Raw genomic sequence first — 25,154 nt, forward strand, 5'->3', positions numbered from 1 at the left:
TGTCCCGCCACCGCCTGCGCCTGTGCGGCGCTGGTGGCAGCACCCGGTGTTGGTCATCCTCTTGCTGGTCTTCTTCCCGCCCGCCGGGATCGTGCTGGCATGGCTGACGCCCTGGAGCCCGACGAAGAAGATCGTCGCAACGGCGCTCTCCCTGCTCTGGTTCATTGTGATCCTCGTCTCGGACCCGAAGACACCGCCGGACGACGCGAAGGCCAAGCCGCATCCGACGCCGACCGCCGAGCAGTCAGCCGCTGCGTCACCCACGCCCAGCAGGAGCGGGCCTCCCCGCTACATCGGGAAAACCCTCGAGGAAGCCAAAGATGCCGCCGCCACCGACGGCTACCACGCCATCTCCCACGACGCCTCCGAGGGCGACGCCGGGCAGTGGGACGCCGCCAACTGGCACGTCTGCTTCCAGGCGAAGGCGAAACAGGCCGGAGCCGAGCCGACGCTGGACTTCGGCGTAGTCCAGCGTGGGGCTCCCTGCCCGGCCAAGGACGGCGACCCGATCCCCTGGCCGAAGATGCCGGACGTGGTCGGCATGACCTTCGCCAAGGCCTCGGAATCGGTGGAGAAGAGGGGCATCACCGAGATCGAGGCCGAGGGCGCGTACACCGATGTCACCCCGCCCGCCGAGCCGGACGACTGGAAGGTGTGCTTCCAGGAGCCCGAGGCCGGCGAGGAAATCCAGAACCCAGGGCAGCGGACGGCCTACCTCAAGGTCGCCGAGCCCGGCACCTCGTGCCCGAGGTCTGAGGGCAGCAGGCTGCACCCGGTTCCGAATCCCCCCGACAGCGGGAGCGACGGCTCCAGCAGTTCCGGCGGCTCCACGGCTTCGGGCGGCTCCGGCGACGGCAGCGGCAGTCGACCGGTCAAACGACCTGGTTCGTTCTGCTCCCCCGCCGGTGCAGTCGCTGTCTCCTCCTCCGGCACCCCTTTGGTTTGCGGCCCGGCCTCTGACGGCCGCAATCGCTGGCACTCCTGATTCCACCGTCGAAGCCCTCCCCGCCACATCTCGCCGCGGGGAGGGCTTCGACGGTTCAAGGACGGGATGAGCAGGTGAGCCACCGGCTATTCCCGAGCCCAGGGCGCGCAGCCGGTTTGCAGCCGCGTGGCCTCTTGCTACGCGCCCTGCGGGCAGTCGCGGGTGCGAGATGCTCGGGTGTCACTGCCCACGGCCGGGTGTCAGTCGGATACGGCATGTTCCTTCGGTGATGCTCGTCGGGATGTTGGACGATCCAGGTGGACAACCACACTGGTGTAGAAGCGATGCACGGAGTCGTCGACGCTGCGGATGAAGCCGGATTCGGCGTTTCCCCTGCCGCTTCCCATGCTTTTGAACAGCGACAGGCGAAAGCCGGTGATCCGCCTGTCGTTGATCTTGGGGATCATGTCCGCCGGCTCCGGGCGCAGCCGTTCCAGCGTGCCCCGCGGCCCCCCGACCTCGCCTTCGACCAATGTTTCGATGTGTAGGTCTGCCGGTGCCTCGGCCAGTTGGCGAATGAGCCGCTTGGCCCAAGTCAGCGGGTAACCCTGCTCGGGTGCGGGGATCTCGATGGAGGTGCGCAGCTTGGCGGTTCGCAGGTCGGCGCTGATCGCCAGGATCCCCGGTGCGCCCTCGATGCGGAGCTCTGCCTGAAGTCTGCCGTCGCGGCACAGCTGATCGGCCAGGAGGCTACGCCGTGCTTTCGGATCGGTTCCACGCTTGGCTCGCTGGACGGGCAGTATCTTCTGTCCAAGTTCGCCACCGAGGCTGAGGCAGATCTGACGGACGAGCCGCTCCCAGCTCTCGACCACGTCCAGAGCGCGCGAGTCGCCCTGGCACAGGGTTTCGTCATCGATCCCGTTGCGTACGGGGACCCAGGCCGACCCCATGTTCTGGAAGCCGTGGCAGCCGGAGTTCTCATGCCGTAGGTAGTACAGCAACTCCTGGAGCAGCCAGGCATGCGCCTTGTCTCTGACGCCCTCGTGCCGGATCAGCATCTGTGCCTGGTACGTGACTTCGGCCCAGGACAGGTGCCAAAGCGCCACCTTGTGCTTGCGCCGCCCATCGATCTTGACGTCGACGAGCGGGCTGCCTTCCAGCGCCACATCGTTCGAGAGTGTGATCACAGCCTCGTATCCACGACGTGCGGCGATGTCCATGTACGCCTGCACCTGATCGGGCTTGAGGTCATTGCCGTTGGTCTTGGTTTCCACCAGTGCGGTCCATAGCTTGCCGGCCCGCTCGACGCGGATCACTCCGTCGGGGCGTCGCGGGGTATCACCGTGCGGCAGAGAGACCTCGGTGTATGTCTCCATGCGGCCCGCCGGAGCTCCGAACGCCGCCGTGAGTCTCCGGCCGAACTCCGGCACTTGTGCCATCACCGACAGCAGTACCGACGTAGCGCGCATCTCCCGGTCCCGGTCGCTTTTGAGCGCCGAAACCGGAAAGAGCCTGGCCTGCTTCCAGGACTCATTCTCCGCCAGAGACCTCCTGGCCACCTTGGGCACGGTGACCTTCTTCTTCGCTGTGCGAGGCCGTGCCACCTTCTTCGGCGCCACCTCGTCGCGAGGCGGGCGGGGAGACGGAACCAAGACTGTTGACGCCTGCGGTTCCGGCTCAACGACCGAAACCTGAACCGCCATATCGGCTTGCTCGTTGCTCACTGCGCCATTCAGCGCTTCCTCTGCGCCCGCGTCGTCCTCGATGTCGACGCCGAAATCCGTCGCCAATGCGGCCAGGCCGGCGTCGTAACCCTGTCCGACGGCACGGAACTTCCACTCTTCCCCGCGCCGATACAGCTCGCCGAAGATGATCGCGCTCACCGTTCCTGCGTCATCGATGGCGAAGCTGAGGAGGCTCTCGCCGCTCCCATCGGCCAACGTCACCTTCAGGTCTTCCAGTTCCCCGAAGCCAGCCCCCTCATAGCGGCTCGCTGCCACGACGATCCGGTCGATGTCGGACGGGACAGCCGTCAGGTCGAAGCCGATCCGGTCCTCGTCACCGCTCTCCGACGGCGTCTTGCCCAGCAGTTGCACACTCCCGTCGGCGGCAACCGGGTTGTTGTAAAAGTAGAAGTCACTGTCGCTGCGTACCTTGCCGTTCGCAGCCAGCAGCAGGACGGACACATCCGCATCGCCTTCGCCGGTCGGACTCGCCCAGCTCAAGCTGAGGATCACCGAACCGGCATTCTCACTCAGAGCCGTCAGCGCGACGTTCGAGCCCTTGGCCATGTCATGCATGGAGCCCCCCAGATCTCACAACTCGGGCACTTGGCTGCCCCACCCAGGCAGCCCACCCAGCGCCGTTATGTGACGTACGGCACAGTCAAAGACTGTAGTTCCCACACGCCAGGCCGCGGGGCGTGTCCGGAAACATCCGACCTGCTTCGGCGGTGACCGACAGGGGCACGGCTCGACTGACGCGCATACGGCGCCCGCCCCCCAACCCGGTAGGCCCACTTGGCACTTGAGCGCGGCGGAGCCGGCGCACGGCGTACCCTGGCCGCCCCTTACAAGAACTCGGCATCCGCGGAGGTGGCCAGGTGACTGAAGGCGACCAGTCTCCCGGGACCGGTGGGTTTCTTGGGGTGTGGCTGGACGAGATCGCCATCGAACTGTCCAAGCTGGGTGCGCTTCCGCTCCCGGAGGGCTTCGCGGACGACTACAGCCCCGGGACACTGCCCGTCCTGGAGGAAGCGGCAATCGCCTACCTGGAGCAGGGGGGCAACACCGACCTCCTCGTTCGCGGGCTGGGCGCTTATCTGGGAGAGGCCGTCTTGTGCACGGCCGGGGGTTGCTGGGAGTGGTCCGGGTGCCAGGAAGGCGATCCCGTCGTAGTGGTCGACCCCGTACACAAGGCCGGACCGGTCGATGTGTGCGGCATCGTCCGCAGGGCCCTGGACGAGGCCACCGGCGAGGTGTTCGCCGAGGAGCATGGATGGATGGAGATCGCCGCGGCCGCACAGAAGGACAAGGATCCGTCATGGCGGCCGGTGAAGTCAGTGGACGGTGTGGAGCGTCGCCAGGAACACGGTTGATCGCTCCTGGGGGGGCGGCTGGGTTGAAGGGCAGGCCCGAACCCACTTCCTTGGTCGGTCGATGTCGCGCGGTATCGGACCTCGACCTCCGGCCGGACCGAGGCCCGATGCCGCGGTCAGGTGGTGCGAGCGAGGGGGTTGAGCAGGGGCCGGTTCCGCCAGAGGACGAGTGCGCCGCCGATGGCGAAGAGCAGCGCGGCTTCGGCGGCGCCCAGGGCGGAGGTGGGTTCGTGGATCGGCCAGGCCCAGGGCTGCGCCGAACCTCCTGGTCTGCGGCCGGCGGCGGCGCAGGCGAGGGGGAGTGCAGCGATGCAGATCGCTGCGATGCCGGCGCCCAGAGCGGCGCGGACGATGAGCGCGGCGCCGAGCAGGCCGATGCAGTTACGGGCGAGTGAGAGAGCTTCCGGCCGGTCCCACGGGAGCTGGACGATGGCTGCCAGCAGCAGGGTCAGTAGGGCGAACGCGCAGCAGAGCGCCAGGTTGCGCCGGCCTTTGTGGCGTAGCCCGACCTCTTCGGCGATGGTGTCACCGCGGTCGATGCCGTGCAGGAGCAGTACGACCGGCAGGACCCCGAGGAACTGAGTGACCAGGAGTTGGCCCGAGGGGCCGACAACCGCGGGGACGGGAATGGCCTCCTGGCGCACGACGATGGCCATGAGGTAGGCCCCGAAGGTGGCCGCTACGACGGTGGGGACACCTTTGGCCTTGAGCCACCAGATCATCGTGCTCTCTCCAGGGCGTGGGGTGAGGGGATCGGGGCGGGCTGGGTCGTGCAGTCGCGCAGGGCCTTGCTGTTGTGCTGGAACCAGGCCAGTTGCCTGTCGCGGGAGGACTGCCGGACGCGTGCCGCTACCGCGGCTTCCTTCTCTCCGTATTGGGCGGCGGCCTCCTGCTGTTCGGCCCCGGCGGTCAGGGCGAGCCACGCTGCGGTGGGGCCGTAGGCGTCGGCGCCGGGGAAGTCGCCGCCGGACTGGGCGCAAGCCGGAGGGCCCGGTGGCAGTAGGGCGGTGCCGGTGCCGGTGCGCACCTGCGCGGGGGTGGGGTCAGGCCAGACACCGATGAACAAGGCGTCACGTCCCGGGTGTTCGTCCATCGTGAGTATGCGGGGGACGGCAAGTCCGGCCTGCTGGAGGCGGTGCCGGGCGTCGGCGGCGTTCTCGCGGATCATGGCGGCGTGCCGGGACAGTTCCGGCCACAGGCAGACACGTGGGTTGTCCCCGGCGCACCGCAGCTGATCGGCGGTACGTACGGTGACGGGGTCGGCGGGCAGCCCGTAGGCGAGCCCACCGCTGCCGGCCAGACCGGCCACCAGCGCCGCGCTGATCAGGGCAGTGCGCATCCGCCGGTGCGGTGTGGTCAGAGCCAGTACACAGGCCCCGATCACACCGAGGGCCAGTACGAGGGCGCTGGCCGCGGCGCGCCAGTTGGGAGTCTGGTCGAGGGAGCAGCACGAGGACATGCCGCCGGTGACCATGTGACGCAGCCACAGCGGTTCCAGGGCGGCCGGGTAGGCGGTCAGCACGAAGCTGAGAACGAGGGCCAGGGGTGTGGCGACCACCAGGGGCAGGCGCTTGCCGAGCAGGAAGCCAGCCATGGAGTGGGCGGCGAGGATGACCAGCCAGACGAGGACCATGCCGATCGGCGGCCTGCCTGCACCCGGTTGGCCCTCGGAGATGGTCACGGCGGCGGCGACGGCCATGCCGACCGCACCCAGCAAGAAGACGGGTGCGAGGAGTGGCAGTGCGATGCCGAGCCTGGAGCGGGTCGGGGCCCAGCCGTCCAGGTTGCCGCGGGTGACTCGTGATCCTTCCCAGGCGCCGGCGGTGGCGCATGCGGGGGCGACGAAGGACAGTGCGAAGGTGGCGGCCCCCAGGGCGCTGGGCCAGTAGCCGTGGGTCACCTTGGCGGAGAGGTCGTCCGACAGGAGCAGGGCGACGAAGGCGGCCAGAAGCGGAGCCAGCCAGGTGGCGGAGGAGGAGCGCAGAACGGTACGCCACAGCACGGCTCACACCTCCTGTGCGATCAGCTGGGTGTAGGCCCCCTCGGCGCGTCGGCCCTCGGGGGTGCCGGGAGGGGCGAGGGCCAGGAAACTGCGGGTGTCGCCTTCAAAGCGGACCTGGCCCTTGTCGAGGATGACGACATGGTCGTACATGGCGTCGAGATCCTCGGTCTGATGGGTCGACACCACAACCTGGATGTCGGCCAGCAGATTGGTGACGAGGTCACGGAAGATCTGCCGCTGCGAGGGGTCGAGACCCGCCGTCGGTTCGTCGAGCAGCACGATTTCACTGCTGTGGACGAGTGTTCCGGCTATGCCCATGCGTCGCAGTTGGCCACCTGAGAGCTGGTGACTCTTCCGGTCGGCGAGGCTGCCCAGCTTGACGCGCTCCAGCGCATCGCGCGACTGGTCCCAGGCGTCGGAACGCGACATTCCCTTCAGCCAGCCTATGTAGGCGACGTTCTCGCGTACCGTCAGTCCGGGCATGGGCTTGACGTTCTGAGGGAGCCAGCCCACCGCCTTGCGATATAACGCCTGCGATTTCGACTCATCGGGATCGATTCCCCGCCAGGTCACTTTTCCCTCGGTGGGGGAGATCCATGAGGCGGCGATGCCGAGAAGGGTTGATTTACCCGCGCCATTCGGGCCGAGAAGGACAGTGGCTCTGTGCCCGACGGTGAGGTCGAGCTTGTTGAGGACGGGCACCTTCCGGCCGTACTGGAAGGAACACCGGTTGAATTGCAGAGACATGCCATCCTTGCTTCTCGCGAGCCGAACGCAAGCCGGCCGGGAGCACAGTCAGGCTCCCGGCCGGCGCATCATGACCGATCAGTTACCAGGCTATTTTGACGGGCTTGGCATCCAGGTGAAAAGTACCCGGCCCCGACGTCCCATTGATCTTGTCGAGGCTGAAGTAGTAGGTACCCTTCGCGAGGTCCCCCCAGGACTTCGTGGCGCTGCACACATCGCTCTTCTGGCCCTTGTTGGTGTCCGGGCCGAAGACATCCTCCCACACCGTAATTGCCGCGCTCGTCCTCGTGTCAGGCGAGCTGGCCGTCTTGCAGCCGTAGAAACGGACCGTGGTGCTCGCGCCGTCGGTGTTGTTGTCGTCCCAGCGGGTCGACTCCGCGCCGGTGGCCCAGTACGAGATGTACGACGACTTGGCGCCCTCGGCATGCGCCGGGACGGCTCCGAAAGCGACAGTTGCCAGAACACCGGACAGCGCGGCGCCGGCGGCACGTGAAACTCGCATCGTTCCCCCTGAGTTCAGGCTCCCCTTTGTGCGCACCCCTTGGAGGGGAGCGGCCGAGAGGACTCGGCTGGAAGCAGTGACCGGATCATCTGAGCTGATACGGGGCGACTGCAACGTTTATTCGAATTTTTAAGCCAAAGTGGAGTGTTGTGCGCCTGTGACATCCGTGGCAAAGCCCCCGAAATCCCGGCGCGGACGTGGGCTCCCCCCACCGAAAACGCATGCGTGACGGCGAGGCACGTTGGCTGACAATGCACCCCTCGCACGGAGGCCTGTCGGCGGTCGGGTGTACCGATCCGCGAGCAGACGGTCGCGAACGCCTTCGTCGTTTCCGTTCGACGGGCGAGAGGCGCCGGCCACAAGCCGTAATTGACGTTGCCCACATCGAATTCGTACGGCCAATTGCCCCTGCAGCGATCATCCACACCAGGTAATCGGGGAGCGGGCGTTCCGGGTTCTCGACGGACACGGCCGAAGGATTCGAAGAAGCCGGTCCCACCCTCTACGAGGACGTGTTCGGTCTGCGGCACGATTGCCGCAGGCTCGTCCAGCAGGGCAGGTGCAAGGCCCCGGTCGGTTTCCGGTCGGGGCCTTTGGCGTGGTCGTCCGGGGTCGGGTTCCGGCTGGGTTGTCGGCTGGGTCGTCTGGTGTGTCGGCGGCGCCGCGTCGTTCGTGACGCGCATCACACTGGCTCGTGTCGACCGGATGAGGGCCGGTGGGCGTATGCCCACTGAGACCGAAGAGATCCAGGAGCTGGTGGGTGACCGTCGAAGAGTTCGAAGAGTTCTATGCGCAAACGGTCACCCGGCTGACGGGGCAGTTGTACGTGATGCTCGGCGATCTGCACGAGGCGCAGGACGTGGTGCAGGAGGCGTTCGTCAAGGGCTGGGGCCGGCTGCGCCAGCTCGACCGCGACGGGGCGCCCGAGGCGTGGATCCGCACGGTGGCCTGGCGGTTGGCGGTGAGCCGCTGGCGCAGGGTGCGCCGCTCGGCGGTGGCCTGGCAGCGCAGTGGCGCCCCGCCCCCGACCGAGGGGCCGGGCCTGGAGTCGGTGGCGCTGGTGGAGGCGTTGCGGGAGTTGCCCGCCCAGCAGCGCCGCACGCTGGCCCTGCACTACGTGTGTGATCTCCCGGTCGAGCAGATCGCCGCCGAGACCGGGCTGTCCGCCAGTTCCGTCAAGACCCATCTGTCCCGGGGCCGGGCCGCGCTCGCGCACCGCCTGCAGGACCCGCGCATCGAGGAGGCCCCGGGTGACTGAACCGCACGACCCCCTGCGTTCCTTGTTCCAGCAGGCCGCCGCGGCCGGGCAGGACCACGCCCAGGCGGCACCCGTCTCCGCCATCACGCGACGCGGGCGGCGGGCCCACCGCAATCTGATCGCCGCCATGGCCGTCGCGGCCGCTCTCGCCGTCGCGGGCACCGGGGTCGCGGTGGCGGCGCTGTTGGGCCGGAGCCCGGGCGGCACCGTGCCGGCCACGTCGCCGTCGCCGTCGCTCCCGCCCCGTACGGCACCGGCTTCGCAGCCTCCGTCCTCGCCCTTGGAGACCACGGCGCCGCCGTCGCGGCCACCGGGGCCGGACGCGTCCCACACCGGCCCGCCGACGGCCCCGGTCCGCACGCACGGACCGGGCGGGACGGGAGCCCCCACCACGGCACCTCCGGGCGCTTCGGCCACCGCGACACAGACCGGGCCGCCGTCCCGCTGACGGCCTCTCACCCCACCTCGCCGGCCCCGCAGACCGCCGCGAGGCGATCCCGCACACCTCAACCCGTCCAGGAGATACCCCTATGCCCACTTTCGCTCCGGGCCGCCGGCGGCATCATCGTCAGCAGCACCAGCCACCCGTGGCCGACGGAGGTGTCGAAGGGGGAGGCGTCGGCGGGGAAGGTGTCGGCGGCGCGGGTGTCGATGGGGCAGGTGTCGGCGGCGCAGGTGTCGATGGGGCAGGTGTCAGTGGGCAGGGGAACGATGCCGCTGCCGGCGCCGGAACGGGCTCCGCCACCGGCACCGGCACCGGCACGGACTCCGGTACCGGCACCGGTACGCCTCCGGGTACTGGTGCGCCTCCCGGAGCGGCGAGCGAATCCATACGGGCGGCCGGCGGCTTCCCGCGTACGGCCGGTGGCTTCGCCCGTACGGCGGGCGGCTTCGCGCGTACCGCCGGCGGGGCCGCGCGGGGGCCGTCGTACCGGGCGGTGGCCGGACGTCTGTGGGGCCGGCTCGGTCGTGACGATCGTGAGGTGCTGTGGCTGTACCTGCTGACCCGCGTCGGGCTGTGGACCACCGCCTACTGCGTTCGCTGGCTCTTCCCCCAGCACGGCGCCACCCGTTCCCCGCTCCCGGCCCTCGCGCCGTGGCAGCAGTGGGACTGGTGGCACTACCAGCACATAGCCCAGGACGGATACTTCCCCGGCGGGGGCGGGCCCTGGGCGCTCGGATGGGACAACCGGGAAGCCTTCTTCCCGGGCTTCCCCCTCATGCTCCGCGCCCTTCACGCCGTCGTCCCGCACTGGACGGCGGCCGGCCTGGTGATCTCGTTCGTCGCCGGGGGCATCGCCGTCCTGGCGCTCGCCCGCATCGCCCGGCTCGCCCTGCGCGATGTGCACGCGGGCCGACGTGCCGTGCTGTTCTTCCTGCTCTCGCCCTGCGCGGTGTTCCTCGCCGCCGGCTACACCGAGGCTCTCTTCCTCGCTCTGGCCCTGCCGGCCTGGCACGCCGCCCAGCGGCACAACTGGCCCCTCGCGGGTGTCCTGGCGGGCCTGGCCGCCACCGTCCGTGTCAGCGGTCTCTTCCTCGCCGCGGCCCTCGCCGTCCACTGGCTCACCACCACGCGCCCCCGCCCCCGGTGGCGGGCCCTGCCCTGGCTCGCGCTGTCCGCCCTTCCGCCCCTGCTCCACAGCTGGTACCTGCGGCTGCACACCGGCGACTGGATGGCGTGGAAGCACGCACAGGAACGCGGCTGGCACCGCGACTTCCACACCCCGTGGGACGCCTTCCTGCACACCTGGAACGCCGCCTTCGGACAGACCCAGACCACGGGCTACGCCATCGAGTTCCAGGCGGAGATCCTCGCCATGCTCCTCGGCCTCGTCCTGACCGGCCTGCTCCTGTACCGACGACGCTGGCCGGAGGCCGTCTACACCGGCCTGAGCCTGTGGGCGCTCGGCACCTCCTACTGGTACATGTCCATCCCGCGCGCCACCCTCCTGTGGTGGCCGCTCTGGGTCCTGATCGCCGCATGGAGCGTGCGCCACCCCCGCGTCACCACCGCTTACGTCTGCCTCGCCGCTCCCCTCATGACGGTTCTGGCCGTCACCTTCATGACCGGCCACTGGGCCGGCTGACCCTGGTCGGCAGTCCGCTCGACGGTCCGCCGGTTGGCTGACGCCGCGGGCCGGTCGACCGCATTGCGCGGTACCACCCGGGCCACCTGGGCCACCTGGGCCACCTGGGCCACCTGGGCCACCTGAGCCACCTGAGCCACCTGGACCATGGGGGCGGGGCCGGTCCCTGCTCTCCCCCTGCCCCTCCCTCTGCCCTCCTCGCCCCCCCCCGCAGCGCCTCCATCAACCCCTCCGGCGGCCCCGCCAGGCGGGTCGGTGTCGCCGGCTCCCGTCGTACAGTCATCCGATACCCCGGCGTGGTGTGTGTCGGAGGCACCAAACGAGCGGTACATATGGGACATGGCCCGAAATTCCGGCCGCTTCCCGTGGCTGCCTTCGGGGCGCTGGTTCACCGGTCGGCGCCCGGGCCGCAGTCGGCGTGCACGGCGTGCCGCCTCGCCGGGATCGCCAGGACGGCGCCCGCGGCCGCTGGCCAGTGTCCACAGCGTCGCCGGTCAGCTGTTCCTTCTGCAGGTCCTGATCGTGCTGCTGCTCGTCGTGGCCGCGGTGATCACGCTGCTGGTGCAGGCCCGCAGCGACCGGTTCCAGGGGGCGCGCGATCGCTCGCTGGCGGCGGCCGAGGCCTTCGCGCACAGCCCCGGCCTGGTGGAGACGCTGGACGGGAAGCACCCCTCGGCGGTGCTCCAGCCGCGGACGGAGTCCGCCCGTAAACGGGGCGGTCTCGACTTCATCGTCGTCATGGACCGAAACGGCATCCGCTACACGCACCCCAAGCCGGAGCTGATCGGCAAGCGTTTCGTCGGCACGATCAAGCCGTCGCTCGCCGGCAAGGTCACGCTGGAGAGCGTCCAAGGCCCGCTCGGCCATGAGGTGCAGGCGGTGGTCCCGGTCAGGGACGCGCGCGGCAAGGTGGTGGCGTTGGTGTCGGCCGGTATGCGGGTGAGCCGGGTGAGCAGCGCGATCGACCGGCAGCTGCCGGTCGTCCTCGGCACCGGGGCGGCGGCGCTCGGCCTGGCCACGGCCGGCACCGCACTGGTGAGCCGGCGGTTGCAGCGCCAGACCCACGGGCTCGGGCCGGCGGAGATGACCCGCATGTACGAGCACCACGACGCGGTGCTGCACGCCGTGCGTGAGGGCGTACTCATCGTCGACGCGGACGGGTGCGTCCTGCTGGCGAACGACGAGGCACGCCGGCTGCTCGATCTGGCGCCCGACGCGGAGGGCCGCCAGGTCGACGACCTGGGGCTCTCCCCCCAGGTGGCCGACCTGCTGACGTCCCGGCGCGCGGTCACCGACGAGGTGCTCCAGGTCGGGGACCGGCTGCTGGCGGTGAACAACCGGCCCACCGACCGCCGCGGGGGCCCGCCCGGCAGCGTGGCCACGCTGCGGGACTCCACCGAGCTGCTCGCCCTCGCGGGAAAGGCCGAGGCCGCCCAGAGCCGTCTGCGGCTGCTGTACGACGCGAGCGTGGCGATCGGCACCACCCTGGATGTGCGGCGCACCGCCGAGGAGCTGACCCAGGTCGCCGTGGGCCGCTTCGCCGACTACGTCACCGTCGATCTGGCCGAGCCCGTGCTGAGCGGCGAGGAGCCGCCGCAGGGGGCGCAACAGGAGGCTCCGGAACTGCGCCGGGTGGCACTGGCCGGTATCCGCGACGACCACCCGCTCTACCCGGCGGGCGAGCTCCACAGGTTCGCCGGGACGACTCCGATGGCCATGGTCTTCGTGACCGGGCAGTCCGTGCTCGTACCGGATCTGCGGGTCGCCGACCACTGGCGCGACCAGGACCCCGAGCGCTTCCAGCTGGTGCTGAGCCATGGGTGCCAGTCGCTGATCACCGTGCCGCTCCAGGCGCGCGGGGTGCTCATGGGGGTCGCCAATTTCTGGCGTACCCGGGAGAGCACCCCCTTCGAGGAGAGCGAGCTGTCCCTGGCCGAGGAGATGGCGGCCCGGGCCGCCGTGTGCATCGACAACGCCCGTCGCTTCACCCGCGAGCACGCCCTGGCCGTCACGCTGCAGCACAGCCTGCTCCCCCGCGGTCTGCCCGAGCAGAACGCCCTCGACATCGCGCACCGCTATCTGCCCGCGCAGACCGGAGTGGGCGGCGACTGGTTCGACGTCATCCCGCTGCCGGGTGCCCGGGTCGCGCTGGTCGTCGGCGACGTGGTCGGTCACGGCCTGCACGCGGCCGCCACGATGGGCCGCCTGCGCACCGCGGTGCAGAACTTCTCCACCCTCGACCTGCCGCCCGACGACCTGCTCAGCCACCTGGACGAGCTGATCAGCCGCATCGACCAGGAGACGGCCGCGGCGGACGAGGACGCCATGGTCGCGGGCGCCACCTGCCTGTACGCGATCTACGACCCCTCCACCGGTGTGTGCAGCATGTCCCGCGCCGGCCACCTCCTGCCGGCGCTGGTCCTTCCCGACGGGACCGTGGAGTTCCCCGAGCTGCCCGCCGGCCCGCCGCTCGGCCTCGGCGTGCTGCCCTTCGAGTCGACGGACCTGCCGCTGCCCGAGGGCAGCAGCCTCGTGCTGTACACCGACGGTCTCGTCGAGGACCGCAAGCGGGACATCGACACCGGGCTGCAGCTGCTGGCCACGACGTTGGCGCAGCCGGGCCGCACGCCGCACGAGACCTGCGAGGCCGTGCTGGGCGCCCTGCTGCCGGACCGCCAGCGCGACGACATCGCCCTGCTCGTCGCGCGCACCCGCCGGCTGGCGCCCGAGCGCATCGCGGACCGGGAGGTCCCCTCCGACCCGGCGGCGGTGGCCGACGCGCGCGCGGAGATCACCCGGCAGCTGACGCACTGGGGCCTGGCGGAGTCGGCCTTCACCACCGAGCTCATCGTCAGCGAGCTGATCACCAACGCCATCCGGCACGCCACCGGACCGATCCGGGTGCGCCTGCTGCTCGACACCACCCTGATCTGCGAGGTCTCCGACACCAGCAGCACCGCCCCGCACCTGCGCTACGCCGCCGCGGAGGACGAGGGCGGCCGCGGTCTGTTCCTCGTCGCCCAGCTCGCCCTGCGCTGGGGCACCCGCTACACCCCCGGCGGCAAGATCATCTGGGCCGAGCAGGCCCTCGACCGGCCCCTTCTCTGACCGGGCCGGTCCTCGGCCGGCCGGCGGCGCGGCTCGGGGCGCCGTTGTGGGTGCGGGCGGGGGGATGGGCGTGGAAGAGCGTGTCGTACAGGCCGTGCCGGGCCAGGAGCTCGGGGTGGGTGCCCGACTCCACCAGCCGGCCGCCGTCCAGGACGAGGATGCGGTCGGCTTCCGCGGCGAGGTCCAGGTCGTGGCTGATCACGATCGCGGTGCGGCCCTCGGCGAGGCGCCGCAGCGGGCCGAGGATGCGCTGGGTGGCCAGCACGTCCAGGCCGGTGGTGGGCTCGTCGAGGACGAGTACCGGGGCGTCGCGCAGCACGGCGCGGGCGATCGCGACGCGCTGCAGCTGGCCGCCGGAGAGGCGGGCGGTACCGGGCGCGATGACGGTGTCGTAGCCGTCCGGGAGGGCGCTGATGAAGCCGTGGGCGTCGGCCGCGCGGGCGGCGCGTACGACCTCGTCGTGGGAGGCGCGGGCGTGGACGAGCCCGCAGGCGATGTTCTCCTCCACGGTGTCGTGCAGCACGAGGGTGTCCTGCGGCAGGAGCGTGATGTTGCGGCGGAGCTGGGCCAGCGGCATCTGGTCCACGGGCACGTCGTCCAGCCGGATGCTGCCGGTGTCCGGGTCGTAGAACCTCAGCAGCAGCGCCGCCAGGGTCGACTTGCCCGCGCCGCTCGGTCCGGTGATGACCAGCAGTTCGCCGGGGACCGCGGTGAAGGAGAAGTCGTGCAGCACGTCCTCGGAGCCTCCCGGGTAGCGGAAGTCGACGTCCCGCGCCTCCACCTCCCCGATGGCGCGGTCGAAGCGCGGCGGGGCGGCCAGGGACGGGGGCGGGTCGCTGACGGCGGGGCGGGCGTCGAGGATCTCCAGCAGGCGCTCGGAGCCGGCGGTGGCTTCGGTGGCCGTCAGGCCGAGCTGGCCCAGGGAGCGGATCGGCGGGTAGAGGTAGCCGACGAAGGCGGCGAAGGCCAGCAGCTGGCCGAGGGTCATCCGGCCCGCGGAGATCTCCCACGCCCCGAGGCCGATGATCGCCAGCACGCAGAGGGTTTCGAGCAGCTCCACGATCTGGTCGTAGAGCCCGTTGAGGCGGGCGCTGCTCACCGAGGCCCGGAACCAGTTGTCCGCCCGGCGCTGGAGGCGCTGTTCCTCGTCGTGCTGCCGGTTGTAGGCCTGGGTCATCACGACGTTCACCAGGCCCTCTTCGACGACCGAGGTGATGGCGCCGTCGGCGGCGCGCTCGCGGCGGGAGACCTCCTTCACCCGGCTGGTGAAGCGTTGTGTGGCATACAAGAACAGCGGGGCCAGCAGGAACGTGGCCAGCGCCAGCTCCCAGCGCAGCCAGAGGGCGGCACCGGCGTAGAAGATGATGCCGAACAGGGCCGCGGCGGCCTGCACGAGGCCGGAGACCACGAGTTCCTCGATGGCGTCGACATCGCCCGTCATCCGCTCCAGCAGGTCGCCGCGGCGGTTGCGCTGGAAGAAGTGCGGCGGCAGCTTCTGCAGATGGGCGAAGACCCGGGCCCGTAGGCGCATCACGAACCGCTCGGCGGTCCAGGCCGCGAGCGAGTTGCCGAGGTAGGCCACCACCGCGCCGATGACGGCGACGCCGAGCCACACCCCGGCGGGCTGCCAGAAGGCGCTGACCGAGCCCTTCTGCAGGGCGTTGTCGGTGAGTTGGGCGAAGACCAGGATCGCCACGGTCTCGGTGGCCGCGGCCGCGATGGCGGCCAGGCAGACCAGGAAGATCCAGCGGCGGTCGCCTCTGGTAAGCGGCCAGAAGCGGCGGATCGATTCCTTCAGGCCGACGCGCCTGGTGCGGATCGTGGGATCCGCCTGTGCCGCCCACAGGCCTCGCCCGAGGCCTTGGCCCTGGCCAACGGGCGGTGTTCCGGAGCCTTGTTGGGCCGGCGGCGTCGGCGCCTGATCGGGTGCCGTTCGCCGGCGGGAGCTGCGCAGATGCATGGTCGCTACGTCATCTCGGGCTGCTCGGGAGAGCCGATCGGGGGGACACGCCCTCGGCTGGAGTGCCGCGGGGTGCCCCTATACACACGAGGCGGACTCGCGTGTCACGCGAGCCAGCCTCGAGCTCAGAGCTTTGACTTAGTCGTAGTAGCCGAAGTAACGGCGCCTACGGAGCCTGCGACCGTGCCTGCGGCGGAACCGCCGACGGCCGCGGCCCCTGCCGTGGTCGTCCCAGTCGCACCTGTCGCGCCTACGTGGGAAGACGTTCCGGAAGCTCATGCTTCCTCCTCGGTTGGGTTCTTTGCTGACGAGCCGTTTTTCAGGTCCGTCAACTCCCAAGCTACGACGCCAACCTGCCACCAACAAGGAAAAATGCGTGAAATTTCAGACATAAGCCGAAATTCTTTTCATTACCACACAAAGTGTCTGCGGGTGACGCTCCGAATGCGGCCTCGCGTTTGAGCGCGGCGGCCCTCACCAGGCAACTATGACCCTCCGTAGCCGGCACGGGACTTGACGGTCCGGTCGCGGCGAGCCGCCGGCGCCGGGCCGCGTCGCGGCCGGTGCATCAGCGCCGCGGCGACGCCGGTGGCGGCGAGCGCCACCACGGCCGCGCAGAAGGCGTCGCGGGCGCCGAGCAGCGCGGCGTCCGCGGCCGAAGTGCCGGTGGCGGCGCCGGATGCGCCGGCGGCGTGGAAGAAGACCGCACCGAGCAGCGCGACGCCGAGCGTGCCGCCGAGTTGCTGGGCGGCGTTGAGCAACCCGGCCGCCGAGCCCGTCTCGTGCGGGCGGACCCGGTGCAGGGCGGTGGTGAAGAACGCCACGGCGAACAGCCCCTGCCCCAGGCCGCAGGCGGCCAGCGCGGCCGGCAGCGGCCACGGGTAGGACGTCGCCGGACCGGCCACGTAGACCGCGGTGGCGCCCAGGGTGCCCACGAGCAGGGCGGCCAGCCCGGCGAACATCACGCGTGAGCCGTGGCGGGGCACCAGGCGCGCGCCCGCGATCCAGGAGGAGACCGCCATCGCGCACGACCACGGCAGCAGGGTGAGACCCGCGGACCGGACATCGGTGTGCGGCCCGAGTTGGAGCTGCAGCACGATCACCATCATCAGGCCGTTGATCACCGCGAAGAAGAGCACGGAGGCGGCCAGCGCGGCCGGGAAACCGCGGTCCCGGAAGAGCCCGGCCTCGACCAGCGCGCTGCGACCCCGCGCGCCGCGGCGGCGCTGGTGGGCGCCGAAGACCGCCAGGACGGCGAGACCGGTGGCCGGCACGGCCCAGGACCGGGGCGATCCCCAGGCCGGGCCGCCGTCGATGAGCGGGTGGACGGTCAGGCCCATGCCGAGGACCGCCAGCGCGGTGCCCGCGAGGTCGAGGCGCGGCCGCCGCGCGGAGCGGTCCTCCCGCAGGAGGGGCGTCGCGGCGAGCACACCCAGGCCGAGCGGGACGTTGACGAAGAACACCGCCCGCCAGGAGGAGCCGAGCAGATCGGCGTGCGTCACGACGCCAGCAAGCACCGGACCGCAGACCGCGGCCAGGCCCATGACCGGGCCGATGCTGCCCATGGCCCTGGCCAGTTCGTCGCCGTCGAACATGCTCCGGATCAGACCGATGGTCTGCGGGATGACGAGCGCCGCAGCGGCACCCTGGGCGGCCCGCGCGGTGATCAGCAGCGCCGGCGAGGTGGCCAGCGCACAGGCCACCGAAGCGGCTGTGAAGCCGGCGATCCCGATCCGGAACACCCGCTTGCGCCCGGCGATGTCCCCCAGCCGGCCACCGGTGATCAGCAGCACCGCGAACGGCAGCGTGTAGGCGGCGCTGAACCAGGGGATGGCGGAGACGGGCCCGCCGAGATCGGCATGGATCACGGGGGCGGTGACCGTCATGATCGTGGAATCGAGCAGATTCATGGCCTCGGCGATCAGCAGGATCACCAGGGCGGCCCAGCGCCGGCGAGCGGGCATGGGGTCCTCCGTTCAGCGGGTGCGATGGATGCGGCGAAGCGCACGGGAGAGCCTGCGGGCGCGTACGGTGGCACTCCATCTACGGCGCGGAGATCGCCGATCTTTTCCATCGGAGCCGGACTGGTGAGGGATCCATCCATCGAGCGGGGCCATGAAGGTGCGGCCGTGCGGCTGGACGACGTCGACCGCGGACTGGTTCACGCGCTGCACCTCGACGGGCGGGCGCCGTTCAGCCGGATCGCCGCGGTGCTCGGGGTGTCGACCCAGACCGTGGCCCGTCGCTACCGGCGGCTGCGCACCGCGGCCGGGCTGCGGGTCGTCGGACTCGCCGATCCCCACCGCGCGGGCCGGGCGCAGTGGCTGGTACGGCTCACCGCCGCCCCGCACAGCGCCCAGGACCTCGCCCACGCGCTGGCCAGGCGCGCGGACACCTCCTGGGTGAAACTCGCCTCCGGCGGCACCGAGATCATCACGGTCGTGCACACCCCGGCCGATGCCGCCGGGCACTCACTGCTGCTGCACGACATCCCACGCACCGCCGGCATCACCGCGGTCTCCGCCCACTACCTGCTCCACACCTACCTCGGCGGCCCCACCGCCTGGCGCGGCCGCGCCAACGTCCTGGACGAGGCCCAGCAGCGCCAACTGGCGCCGCCCACGCGGACGGACGACGAGGAGGACACCAGCCGGGACGGTCGGGACAACCCTGTCGACCACCAACTCCCCACGCCTGCTGTGGAGTTGACCGACGGCGACGGTCGCCTGCTGACCGCGCTCCAGCGGGACGGTCGCACCGGCCAGGCCGAACTGGCCGCGGCCACCGGCTGGTCCCCGGCCACCGTCGCGCGCCGCCTGGCCGCGCTACGAGCGGCCGGCACGCTCTTCTTCGACGTCGAGGTCGACGACGCGCCATACGGCGCCACCACGCAGGCCCTGCTCTGGATGACCGTGGCCCCCACCCACCTCGACCAGGTCGCCACCGACCTCGCCCTGCACGACGAGCTGGCCTTCGTCGCCGCCACCACCGGCCCGACGAACCTGGTCGCGCACGCCCTGTGCCCCGGGCCCGCGGCCCTGCACCACTACCTCACCCACCGCCTCGGCAACCGCACCGCGATCCGCACCCTGGAGACCGCGCCCGTCCTGCGCACCGTCAAGGGAGCGGGCCCGCTCGCTCCCGGCCGCCGGGGCTGAACCGACCGGCGCCGCTCCCCGGCTTCCGCGCCGTTTTCGGGTCGCTATACGGCGTGTCCGCCCGCACCACGCCGACCTCGACGGCATGCGGGCTCCCCCTTGCGGGCCGCCGGTGCGGATATCCCCGCCGTCTAGACTCGCGGCATGCCGCATACGCCCGAGGCCGGGCAGCCGCCCCGGATGCCGACCCCCGACGAGCTCCGGATCACCGGCCTCGTGCCGCTGCTGGAACCGTTCTTCCGCGGCTCGGTGGTACGCGACTCATGCCGGCTCCCCTGCGCGAGGCCATGGACGCTCACGGGCTGACGCCGCGTCACAGTGTGGTGCACCCGCAGCTGCTGGCCGGGGAGCCGCTGACCGTCGGTGAGGTCGCCCGGCGGCTGCACGTGTCACTGCCGACCGCCAGCGAGCTGGTCGGCGCCCTGAGCCGGGCCGGGATCGTGGAGCGCGCCGAGGACCCGACGAATCGCCGCCGGATCCTGGTGTCGCTGTCCGAGGACTACCGTCCCCCGCTGGAAACGTTCGTCGCCCGGCGCACCGAGCCGCTGCTGCGCGCGCTGGACGGGCTCTCCCCCGGCGACCGGGCCGGCTTCCTGGCCGGACTGACGGCCTGGGTCCGCGAGGTACAGAGCTGAAGAGCCCGTCCCCCCGATCTCCGTGGACCGGAGGTCGGGGAGACGGGCTCCCGGGCGGCGTCTCCCCTAGAGGGTGTCACCGGAGGGGCGGCCGACCACTCTGGGGCGGTTGCTCGGCCTGGCCGGCGCACTGGAGGGCGTCGGCTTGGCGGCCGGGGACTTGGCGGCCGCCGGGGTGCGCGCGGGCGCCGGGACGTCGCCCCGGTCCGGGGAGTTCACGGGGTCCTGAGCTCCGGACGGATGCGGGGACTTGGCCGGAGCCGGGGACTTGGCCGGCGCCGGGGTGCGCGCGGGCGCGGGCGACTTGGCAGGGGCCGGTGACTTGGCGGGCGCGGGGGAACGCGCAGGGTCCGGCGACTTGGCGGGCGCCGGGGTGCCCGAGGGATGCGCCGGGTCACGCGGGTCCGCGGAGTCGCGCGGGTCCGGGGAACGGGACGGGTCCGGGGCGTCGGAGTGATCCGCCGGGTCCCGCGGGTCCGCGGAGTCGCGCGGGTCCGGCGAGCCGGACGGGTCCGGGGCGTCGGACGGATCGCCGGAATCACGCGGGTCCGGGGAGTACGACGGGTCCCCGGAGTCCGACGGATCGCCGGAATCGCGCGGATCCCCGGAGTCACGCGGATCCCCGGAGTCACGCGGGTCCCCAGAGTCCGACGGGTCGCCCGAGTCGCGCGGCTCGTCGTAGGACGGGTCCTCGTCATCGCGCGGGTCCGGCTCCGGCGCGCTGTCCGGGTCGAGCTGCAGGCTTCCGTACCGCGCGAAACGGGCCCACTCGCCGGCCGGGACCACGGCCATCGCCTTCCCGGTGCAGTCGCGAGAGGACCACAGGATGAGGTCGAGGGGGGTTTCGTTGCCCACCTCGCCGCCGCCCTGCCCGAGGCCGTAGCAGTGGTCGTCACCCGGGTCGAGGATCTCGTACTGCTTGTTGTGCGGGCGCATGTGGAAGGTGATGGTGCCGGTGGTGGCCTGCGCACGGACGGGGGCGAACGCGGCGAGCGCCGTCCCGGTGATTGCCGCCGCGCCAAGCAAAGCAGTCATATGTCGCATGGCCGGAAGGTTCCACATATCATATGGGACTATTCACCACGAATCGGATATTCACCCGGCCCCCGTGACGCTTCCCAGCCACAGCACATCCCGCGCCCTGGTCATCGCCACAAAGAGCTGACTGCGGGCCAGCTCCCCGCGCTCGCGGGCGGTTTCGGCGCCGCTCGCCACGGTGTCCTGCTTGGTCTCGGGCGGCAGGGCGGCGTCGTAACGAGGCAGGTAGACGCGCTTGAATTCGAGGCCCTTGGCGCGACGGTAGCTGCCGAGCTTCACCCCTTCGGACGGGTTCCCGTCGTACTGCTCCAGCGCGCAGACCCCGATGCCCGCGCGGGTGAGCAGGCGCAGGTAGCGCTCGATGGCGCGCTTGGAGGAGCACAGGACGGCGGAGTCGGCCAGCTCCTGCGGGGTCAGGGCGTGCAGGGCGGCCAGCAGTGCCCGGTCGTGTCCGGCCGCGGTGGGCAGTGCGGCCCGCTGCACCCGGCCGTGATGGTAGGTCAGGTCCACGTCCCGGCGGCCCGGTGTGCGCAGCCCGTCGAGGTCCTCGAAGGCGTCCTCGGCGACCACGCAGAGCGCGGTGTCCACGATCTCCTTGCTGTTGCGGTAGTTGGCGCGCAACACCTGCCCCCGGTCGCCGCGGATGTCGATGCCGGCGTCGGAGAGCCGGAACCCGCCGGGGTAGACCGACTGCTGCCCGTCGCCGATGAGCAGCAGTCCGTTGGAGCTGTCGCCGACCAGGGCGTGCAGCAGTCGGACCCCGACGAGCGTGAGGTCCTGGACCTCGTCCACGACGACGGCCGTGTACCCGCAGTGGTGGGTGCGGCCGGCCGCCTCCGCGAGCGCGAGGGAGAGGACGTCGTTGAAGTCGTGCACCGCGCGCTCGGTGCGCTCGGCCTCGTACGCCTCGTACAGGGCCCAGACGGCCTGCCGGTGCGGGCGGCGCAGGGCGGCCCGGCGGCGACGGCGGGTGAGCGCGGCGTACTCGTCGAAGGAGGTGATGCCGCGGCCCTTGATGACGTAGTCGATCTCCTCTCGCCAGTAGCGGGGCAGCGGGTCGATCTCGGCCAGACAGCTGTCCCGGCCGACGTGCTTCCAGGCGAGGCTGAAGGCCGTCTCGGCCTTGTCCCGGTGCAGGCGGACGGGCACGCCGCGGCCGTGGAGGTACTCCTGTGCCCAGGAGTGCAGGCTGCGGAAGTCGATCCGGTCGGCGACCGCCGGAGCCATGGCCTTGAGGAAGGTGGCCTGCACTCGGGGCAGGTTGTTGGCGAAGGTGGCGTACAGGACGCGGCCGCCGGTGCGCTGGGCGAGGTGGGCCGCGCGGTGCAGCCCCACCACCGTCTTGCCGGTGCCGGCCGGGCCGCTGATCCGGGCGGGGCCGGCCCAGTTGCGGCGCACCAGTGCGAGCTGGTCGGGGTCCAGGAAGCTCATCCACTGCTCGATGGGGGCCCGGCGCGCCTCGTCCAGCGCGGCCTCGCGGAGCCCTTCGAGGTCGAAGAGGCCGTCGGCCTCGGGCTCGGGCGGGCGGGCAGCGGTGCGGGCGGGCCGGTCGCCGGCCGGGTCCTCGTACTCGGGGAAGACCCGCCCCAGATGCTCGGTGAGGGCGCGGACCGAGGCCGCGGGCAGCCGGGTGCGCTCCGACAGCAGCGCGGGGCCGATCTCGTGCTCGCCCAGCAGCCGTACCCGGCCCAGCTCGGCGTCGACCCGCTGCCCGGCGAAGGCCATCAGCGGCCGCACCGCCACCGGGGACATCCCCAGGGACGCCACCGCGACCTCGGCCGCCTTGGTGACCGCGAGCAGTTTGCGCCGGTGCTCGTCGCGGGAGAACCCGCCGGCCCGCAGCCGTCCGCCCGAAGGCTCGGGCGCGGCCCTCCAGTTCTTGACGTCGATGACGAAGACGCCGCCGGGGCCGATCAGCAGCATGTCCACATTGGCCGCGCGGGTGCCCGGCCAGCGCCGGTCCACCAGCAGCCGCCAGCCGCGCTCGGTCAGCATCAGCAGCTGCGCGGCCACCCGGCGCTCCCCCTCGCTCGCCGCCTCCCAGCGTTCGGCCTGCTGCCGGGCCGCCCGCCACTGCTCGCGTAACACGCGCTCCTGCCTGCGGGCTTCCTGCGCCCGCCGGGAGGCCGAACCGCCCGCCGAACCTGCCGCCGCACCCGCTGCTGCCATCGCTCGCCCCCTCACCGCCGGCCCCCGCGCCCGCGGGGGCCATGAACCATAGGTCGGTGGCAGATGACGTGGTAGTGCGCACGGGAGGAGCACAGGGGGCATGGCCCGGGGCCCGTAGACGGTGGGCCTACGGGCCCGACGGCCCGGCGCCCGGCCGGTCCGGCGGCCTATCCGACGCCGGCGAGGGAGCGCTGGAAGAGCCGGGCCGCCGACGTCCCCAGCCCCGACGGCGCGCCCAGCCAGCCCGGGGAGCCCGGCGGATGGCGCAGCTCGGGCTCGGCGTAGCGCAGGCAGTCCCGGTGCCAGATGAGGATGCCGGCCATCCAGTGCTCCAGCTCGCGCACATAGCCGTCGAGCGCCGCGCGGGCCTCGGCGGAGAGCTCGAAGTCGTCGTAGACGACGGGGAGTTCCTTGGCGGCTACGTGCTGGAACTCGCGCATACGGGAGGTCATGAGGTCGTTGACGATGGCCAGCGCGGTCGGGTAGTCGCAGTCGAAGAAGGTCTGGACGACCAGGATGCCGTTGTGGACCTCGCCCTCGTACTCGATCTCCTTCTGGTAGGAGAAGACGTCGTTCATCAGGCAGGCGAAGTCGGCGGCGGAGTTCTCCAGTGAGCGCAGCGTGCCGGTGCGGTAGATCTCCGGGGGGACCTGCCGGCCGTGGCCGATGCGGCTGAGGGCCATGGTGAGGTCGGAGCCGAAGGTGGCGCGGCGCATCTCGATGTAGTCGACCGGGTCGGGGATGCGGTTCTGGACCTGGTTGTCGATCTCCCAGAGCCAGCTGGCGGTCATCGTGTCGACGGCCGCACGGAACGCCTCGCGGGCTTGCGGGGTCATCGGCCCGGCGGTACGCGTCCACAGGTCCAACAGGCCGCGTTCCAGGGCGTTGAGCGGCTCCGGGGTGGGGCCCAGGTCGAGCGGCATGAAGGCCGACAGCCGCTCGGTGCAGACCTTGGCGGCGGCGATGTCGCGGGGGCGGCCGAAGACCTGCGGGTAGTAGTCGTCCGCGTAGGTGCCCCAGGCCAGCCAGCCGGAGGTCAGGTCGAGTTGCTCCGGCGTGGCGTCGGGGTGGATGCCGGCCGCGCACAGCGGCAGGTCGTAGCGGATGATCGCGGGCTCGTCCCAGACGTCGGAGAGCGGCACACCCGGCTGCGGCTGGAGGATGCCCATCCGGTGCGCCCAGTCGACGAGCCGGCGGCGGGCGCCCTCCAGGTGCGGGCTGAGGGTGGTGGTGAACGGCATGTGGATGTCGGGGATGCGGGACGGCCCGACCTCTTGGTGCGGGACGTGGGTGTAACTGCGGATGCGGTGCGCGGCCGCCGTGGTCAGTGCGGTCTTGAGGTCCGCCGCCGAGGTGCCCAGGCCGCCGGCGGAGAACGGCGACCAGGGCGCTTTCGAGCCGGCCGCCGCGCCGCCGCCGTTCATGTAGCGGCTGGAGCGCATGTGCCACTCGTGGCCGCCGGACTGCCAGTCCTGCAGGCCCTTGGCGTACGCCAGCACGTCCGCGCACGACTTCGGGTCCAGGCCCTTCTCCAGGAACAGCGCGGGCAGTTCGACGACCACCGTGTTCTCGAACTGCTGCAGCCGCGAGGTGATCAGGTCGTTGACGGAGTCGGCGGCCTCCTGGGTGGTGCAGCCCAAGAACGTCTCCAGCACCAGGACGCCGTTGCTCAGCTCGCCCTCCTCCTCCGTCTCCCGCTGGTAGGAGAACAGGTCGTTGCGCAGGTGGACGCCGTCGGAGAAGGTGTCCTTGAGCACCCGCAGCGGCCGGGATCCGGCGACCGCCGACGGGACCTCGGCCCCGGTCGCGTACTCCACCAGGCCCGCCGACCAGGGGGCGCCGCCGACCTTGCGGCGCATCTCGATGTACTCGACGGGGTTGGGCACCCGGTGAATGTTGATGTTGGACAGTTCCCACAGCGATTCGTTGAGCAGATGCTCGGTGCTCTCGGCGAACCGCCTGCGCCAGTCCATCGACATGTGCGGAACGGTGCGCGCCCACAGGTCGGCCAGGCCCGCCTCGACCGGGTTGACCGGCTCGGGCACGTCCGCGGAGTCGTCCATCGGCATGAAGGCGGGCAGCCGGTCGAGGTACTCCTTGCCGCCCTCCCGGTCCAGCGTCCGCTTGAACTTCTCCAGGAAGTGGTCGTCGAAGAAGAAGACCCAGACGTACCAGTCGGTCACCAGCGAGAGCGCGTCCGCGTCGCAGTCCGGGTGGGTGTACGCGCACAGCAGGGCGTAGTCGTGGGCGTCGAGGTCCTTCTCCTCCCAGATGCCCGAGCCCTCCAGCATCCCCATGTCGCGGGCCCACTTCTTGGAGTGCGTACGCGCCGCCTCCAGATGCGGGTTCAGCCGCGCCGGATAGGGCGTATAGAAGTTGGGCAGTTCGAATGGCTGTGTCACCGTTGCTGGCCTCTCCCCATACGTACGGAAGGAAGGCGCGGCGCAGCACGCCCCCCTGACGGGGCC

19 protein-coding genes are annotated in these 25,154 nt (G+C 71.3%); 9 read left to right on the forward strand and 10 right to left on the reverse strand.

The genetic code is table 11. The features are described 5' to 3' along the window. The first annotated feature begins 46 nt into the window (after window positions 1–46). Complete coding sequence (locus AC0680_RS06740; protein WP_478625541.1) at window positions 47–985, forward strand: PASTA domain-containing protein; 939 nt, start codon at window positions 47–49, stop codon at window positions 983–985. A gap of 200 nt (window positions 986–1,185) precedes the next feature. On the opposite strand, the gene AC0680_RS06745 is transcribed toward AC0680_RS06740, so the two are convergent. Next, on the reverse strand, window positions 1,186–3,225 hold the full coding sequence (locus tag AC0680_RS06745; protein WP_478625542.1) for a TerD family protein: 2,040 nt from the start codon (window positions 3,223–3,225) through the stop codon (window positions 1,186–1,188). Between the two features lie 302 nt (window positions 3,226–3,527). Between AC0680_RS06745 and AC0680_RS06750 the strand changes: the two genes are divergently transcribed. Further along, a complete protein-coding gene (locus AC0680_RS06750; protein WP_478625544.1) occupies window positions 3,528–4,022 on the forward strand; it encodes a hypothetical protein in 495 nt (164 codons plus the stop codon). Window positions 4,023–4,138: 116 nt separating this feature from the next. Here the strand turns inward: AC0680_RS06750 and AC0680_RS06755 are convergent, their stop codons facing one another. The 4 genes from AC0680_RS06755 to AC0680_RS06770 all read right to left on the reverse strand — a co-directional run bounded on the left by AC0680_RS06755 (window position 4,139) and on the right by AC0680_RS06770 (window position 7,273). Continuing rightward, entirely contained in the window at window positions 4,139–4,744 is a 606-nt protein-coding gene (locus tag AC0680_RS06755) for a hypothetical protein (protein ID WP_478625545.1), read from the reverse strand. Next, complete coding sequence (locus AC0680_RS06760; RefSeq protein WP_478625547.1) at window positions 4,741–6,024, reverse strand: DUF7224 domain-containing protein; 1,284 nt, start codon at window positions 6,022–6,024, stop codon at window positions 4,741–4,743. The genes AC0680_RS06755 and AC0680_RS06760 overlap by 4 nt, the downstream gene beginning before the upstream one ends. Before the next feature lie 3 nt (window positions 6,025–6,027). Further along, a complete protein-coding gene (locus AC0680_RS06765; protein ID WP_478625549.1) occupies window positions 6,028–6,771 on the reverse strand; it encodes an ABC transporter ATP-binding protein in 744 nt (247 codons plus the stop codon). A gap of 82 nt (window positions 6,772–6,853) precedes the next feature. Next, window positions 6,854–7,273 carry a hypothetical protein gene (locus AC0680_RS06770; protein WP_478625550.1) on the reverse strand — a complete coding sequence of 140 codons (420 nt, stop codon included), beginning with the start codon at window positions 7,271–7,273 and terminating at the stop codon, window positions 6,854–6,856. 760 nt (window positions 7,274–8,033) lie between these two features. Between AC0680_RS06770 and AC0680_RS06775 the strand changes: the two genes are divergently transcribed. The 4 genes from AC0680_RS06775 (at window position 8,034) to AC0680_RS06790 (ending at window position 13,726) form a co-directional block, all read left to right on the forward strand. Continuing rightward, complete coding sequence (locus AC0680_RS06775) at window positions 8,034–8,531, forward strand: SigE family RNA polymerase sigma factor (RefSeq protein ID WP_478625552.1); 498 nt, start codon at window positions 8,034–8,036, stop codon at window positions 8,529–8,531. Next, a complete protein-coding gene (locus tag AC0680_RS06780; protein WP_478625554.1) occupies window positions 8,524–8,979 on the forward strand; it encodes a hypothetical protein in 456 nt (151 codons plus the stop codon). The genes AC0680_RS06775 and AC0680_RS06780 overlap by 8 nt, the downstream gene beginning before the upstream one ends. Window positions 8,980–9,469: 490 nt before the next feature. Next, window positions 9,470–10,618 carry a mannosyltransferase family protein gene (locus AC0680_RS06785; protein ID WP_478625556.1) on the forward strand — a complete coding sequence of 383 codons (1,149 nt, stop codon included), beginning with the start codon at window positions 9,470–9,472 and terminating at the stop codon, window positions 10,616–10,618. Window positions 10,619–10,957: 339 nt separating this feature from the next. Further along, window positions 10,958–13,726, forward strand: coding sequence for a SpoIIE family protein phosphatase (locus AC0680_RS06790; protein WP_478625557.1), 2,769 nt, complete (start codon window positions 10,958–10,960; stop codon window positions 13,724–13,726). Here the strand turns inward: AC0680_RS06790 and AC0680_RS06795 are convergent. Both AC0680_RS06795 and AC0680_RS06800 read right to left on the reverse strand, forming a co-directional pair. Beyond that, window positions 13,686–15,686 carry an ABC transporter ATP-binding protein gene (locus AC0680_RS06795; RefSeq protein WP_478625558.1) on the reverse strand — a complete coding sequence of 667 codons (2,001 nt, stop codon included), beginning with the start codon at window positions 15,684–15,686 and terminating at the stop codon, window positions 13,686–13,688. The two genes, AC0680_RS06790 and AC0680_RS06795, sit on opposite strands and share 41 nt — an antisense overlap. Window positions 15,687–16,171: 485 nt before the next feature. Further along, on the reverse strand, window positions 16,172–17,650 hold the full coding sequence (locus tag AC0680_RS06800) for an MFS transporter (protein ID WP_478625560.1): 1,479 nt from the start codon (window positions 17,648–17,650) through the stop codon (window positions 16,172–16,174). 123 nt (window positions 17,651–17,773) lie between these two features. Between AC0680_RS06800 and AC0680_RS06805 the strand changes: the two genes are divergently transcribed. The 3 genes from AC0680_RS06805 (at window position 17,774) to AC0680_RS06815 (ending at window position 19,479) form a co-directional block, all read left to right on the forward strand. After that, the gene (locus AC0680_RS06805) at window positions 17,774–18,844 is read left to right on the forward strand and encodes an Lrp/AsnC family transcriptional regulator (protein ID WP_478625561.1); all 1,071 of its coding nucleotides are present in this window, start codon (window positions 17,774–17,776) and stop codon (window positions 18,842–18,844) included. A gap of 144 nt (window positions 18,845–18,988) precedes the next feature. Next, window positions 18,989–19,150, forward strand: a complete 162-nt coding sequence (locus AC0680_RS06810) for a hypothetical protein (RefSeq protein WP_478625563.1) — start codon at window positions 18,989–18,991, stop codon at window positions 19,148–19,150. After that, window positions 19,132–19,479 carry a MarR family winged helix-turn-helix transcriptional regulator gene (locus tag AC0680_RS06815; protein ID WP_478625565.1) on the forward strand — a complete coding sequence of 116 codons (348 nt, stop codon included), beginning with the start codon at window positions 19,132–19,134 and terminating at the stop codon, window positions 19,477–19,479. The genes AC0680_RS06810 and AC0680_RS06815 overlap by 19 nt, the downstream gene beginning before the upstream one ends. Before the next feature lie 66 nt (window positions 19,480–19,545). Here the strand turns inward: AC0680_RS06815 and AC0680_RS06820 are convergent, their stop codons facing one another. From AC0680_RS06820 to AC0680_RS06830, 3 genes are all read right to left on the reverse strand, one after another. Beyond that, a complete protein-coding gene (locus AC0680_RS06820; protein WP_478625567.1) occupies window positions 19,546–20,514 on the reverse strand; it encodes a chitin-binding protein in 969 nt (322 codons plus the stop codon). Between the two features lie 60 nt (window positions 20,515–20,574). Beyond that, window positions 20,575–22,686: a nuclease-related domain-containing DEAD/DEAH box helicase gene (locus AC0680_RS06825; protein ID WP_478625569.1), complete on the reverse strand. Its 2,112-nt coding sequence runs from the start codon at window positions 22,684–22,686 to the stop codon at window positions 20,575–20,577. Between the two features lie 167 nt (window positions 22,687–22,853). Beyond that, a complete protein-coding gene (locus AC0680_RS06830; protein WP_478625572.1) occupies window positions 22,854–25,088 on the reverse strand; it encodes a family 2 encapsulin nanocompartment cargo protein terpene cyclase in 2,235 nt (744 codons plus the stop codon). Window positions 25,089–25,154 lie beyond the last annotated feature (66 nt).

It is taken from the genome of Streptomyces sp. NPDC043738, from assembly GCF_056436545.1.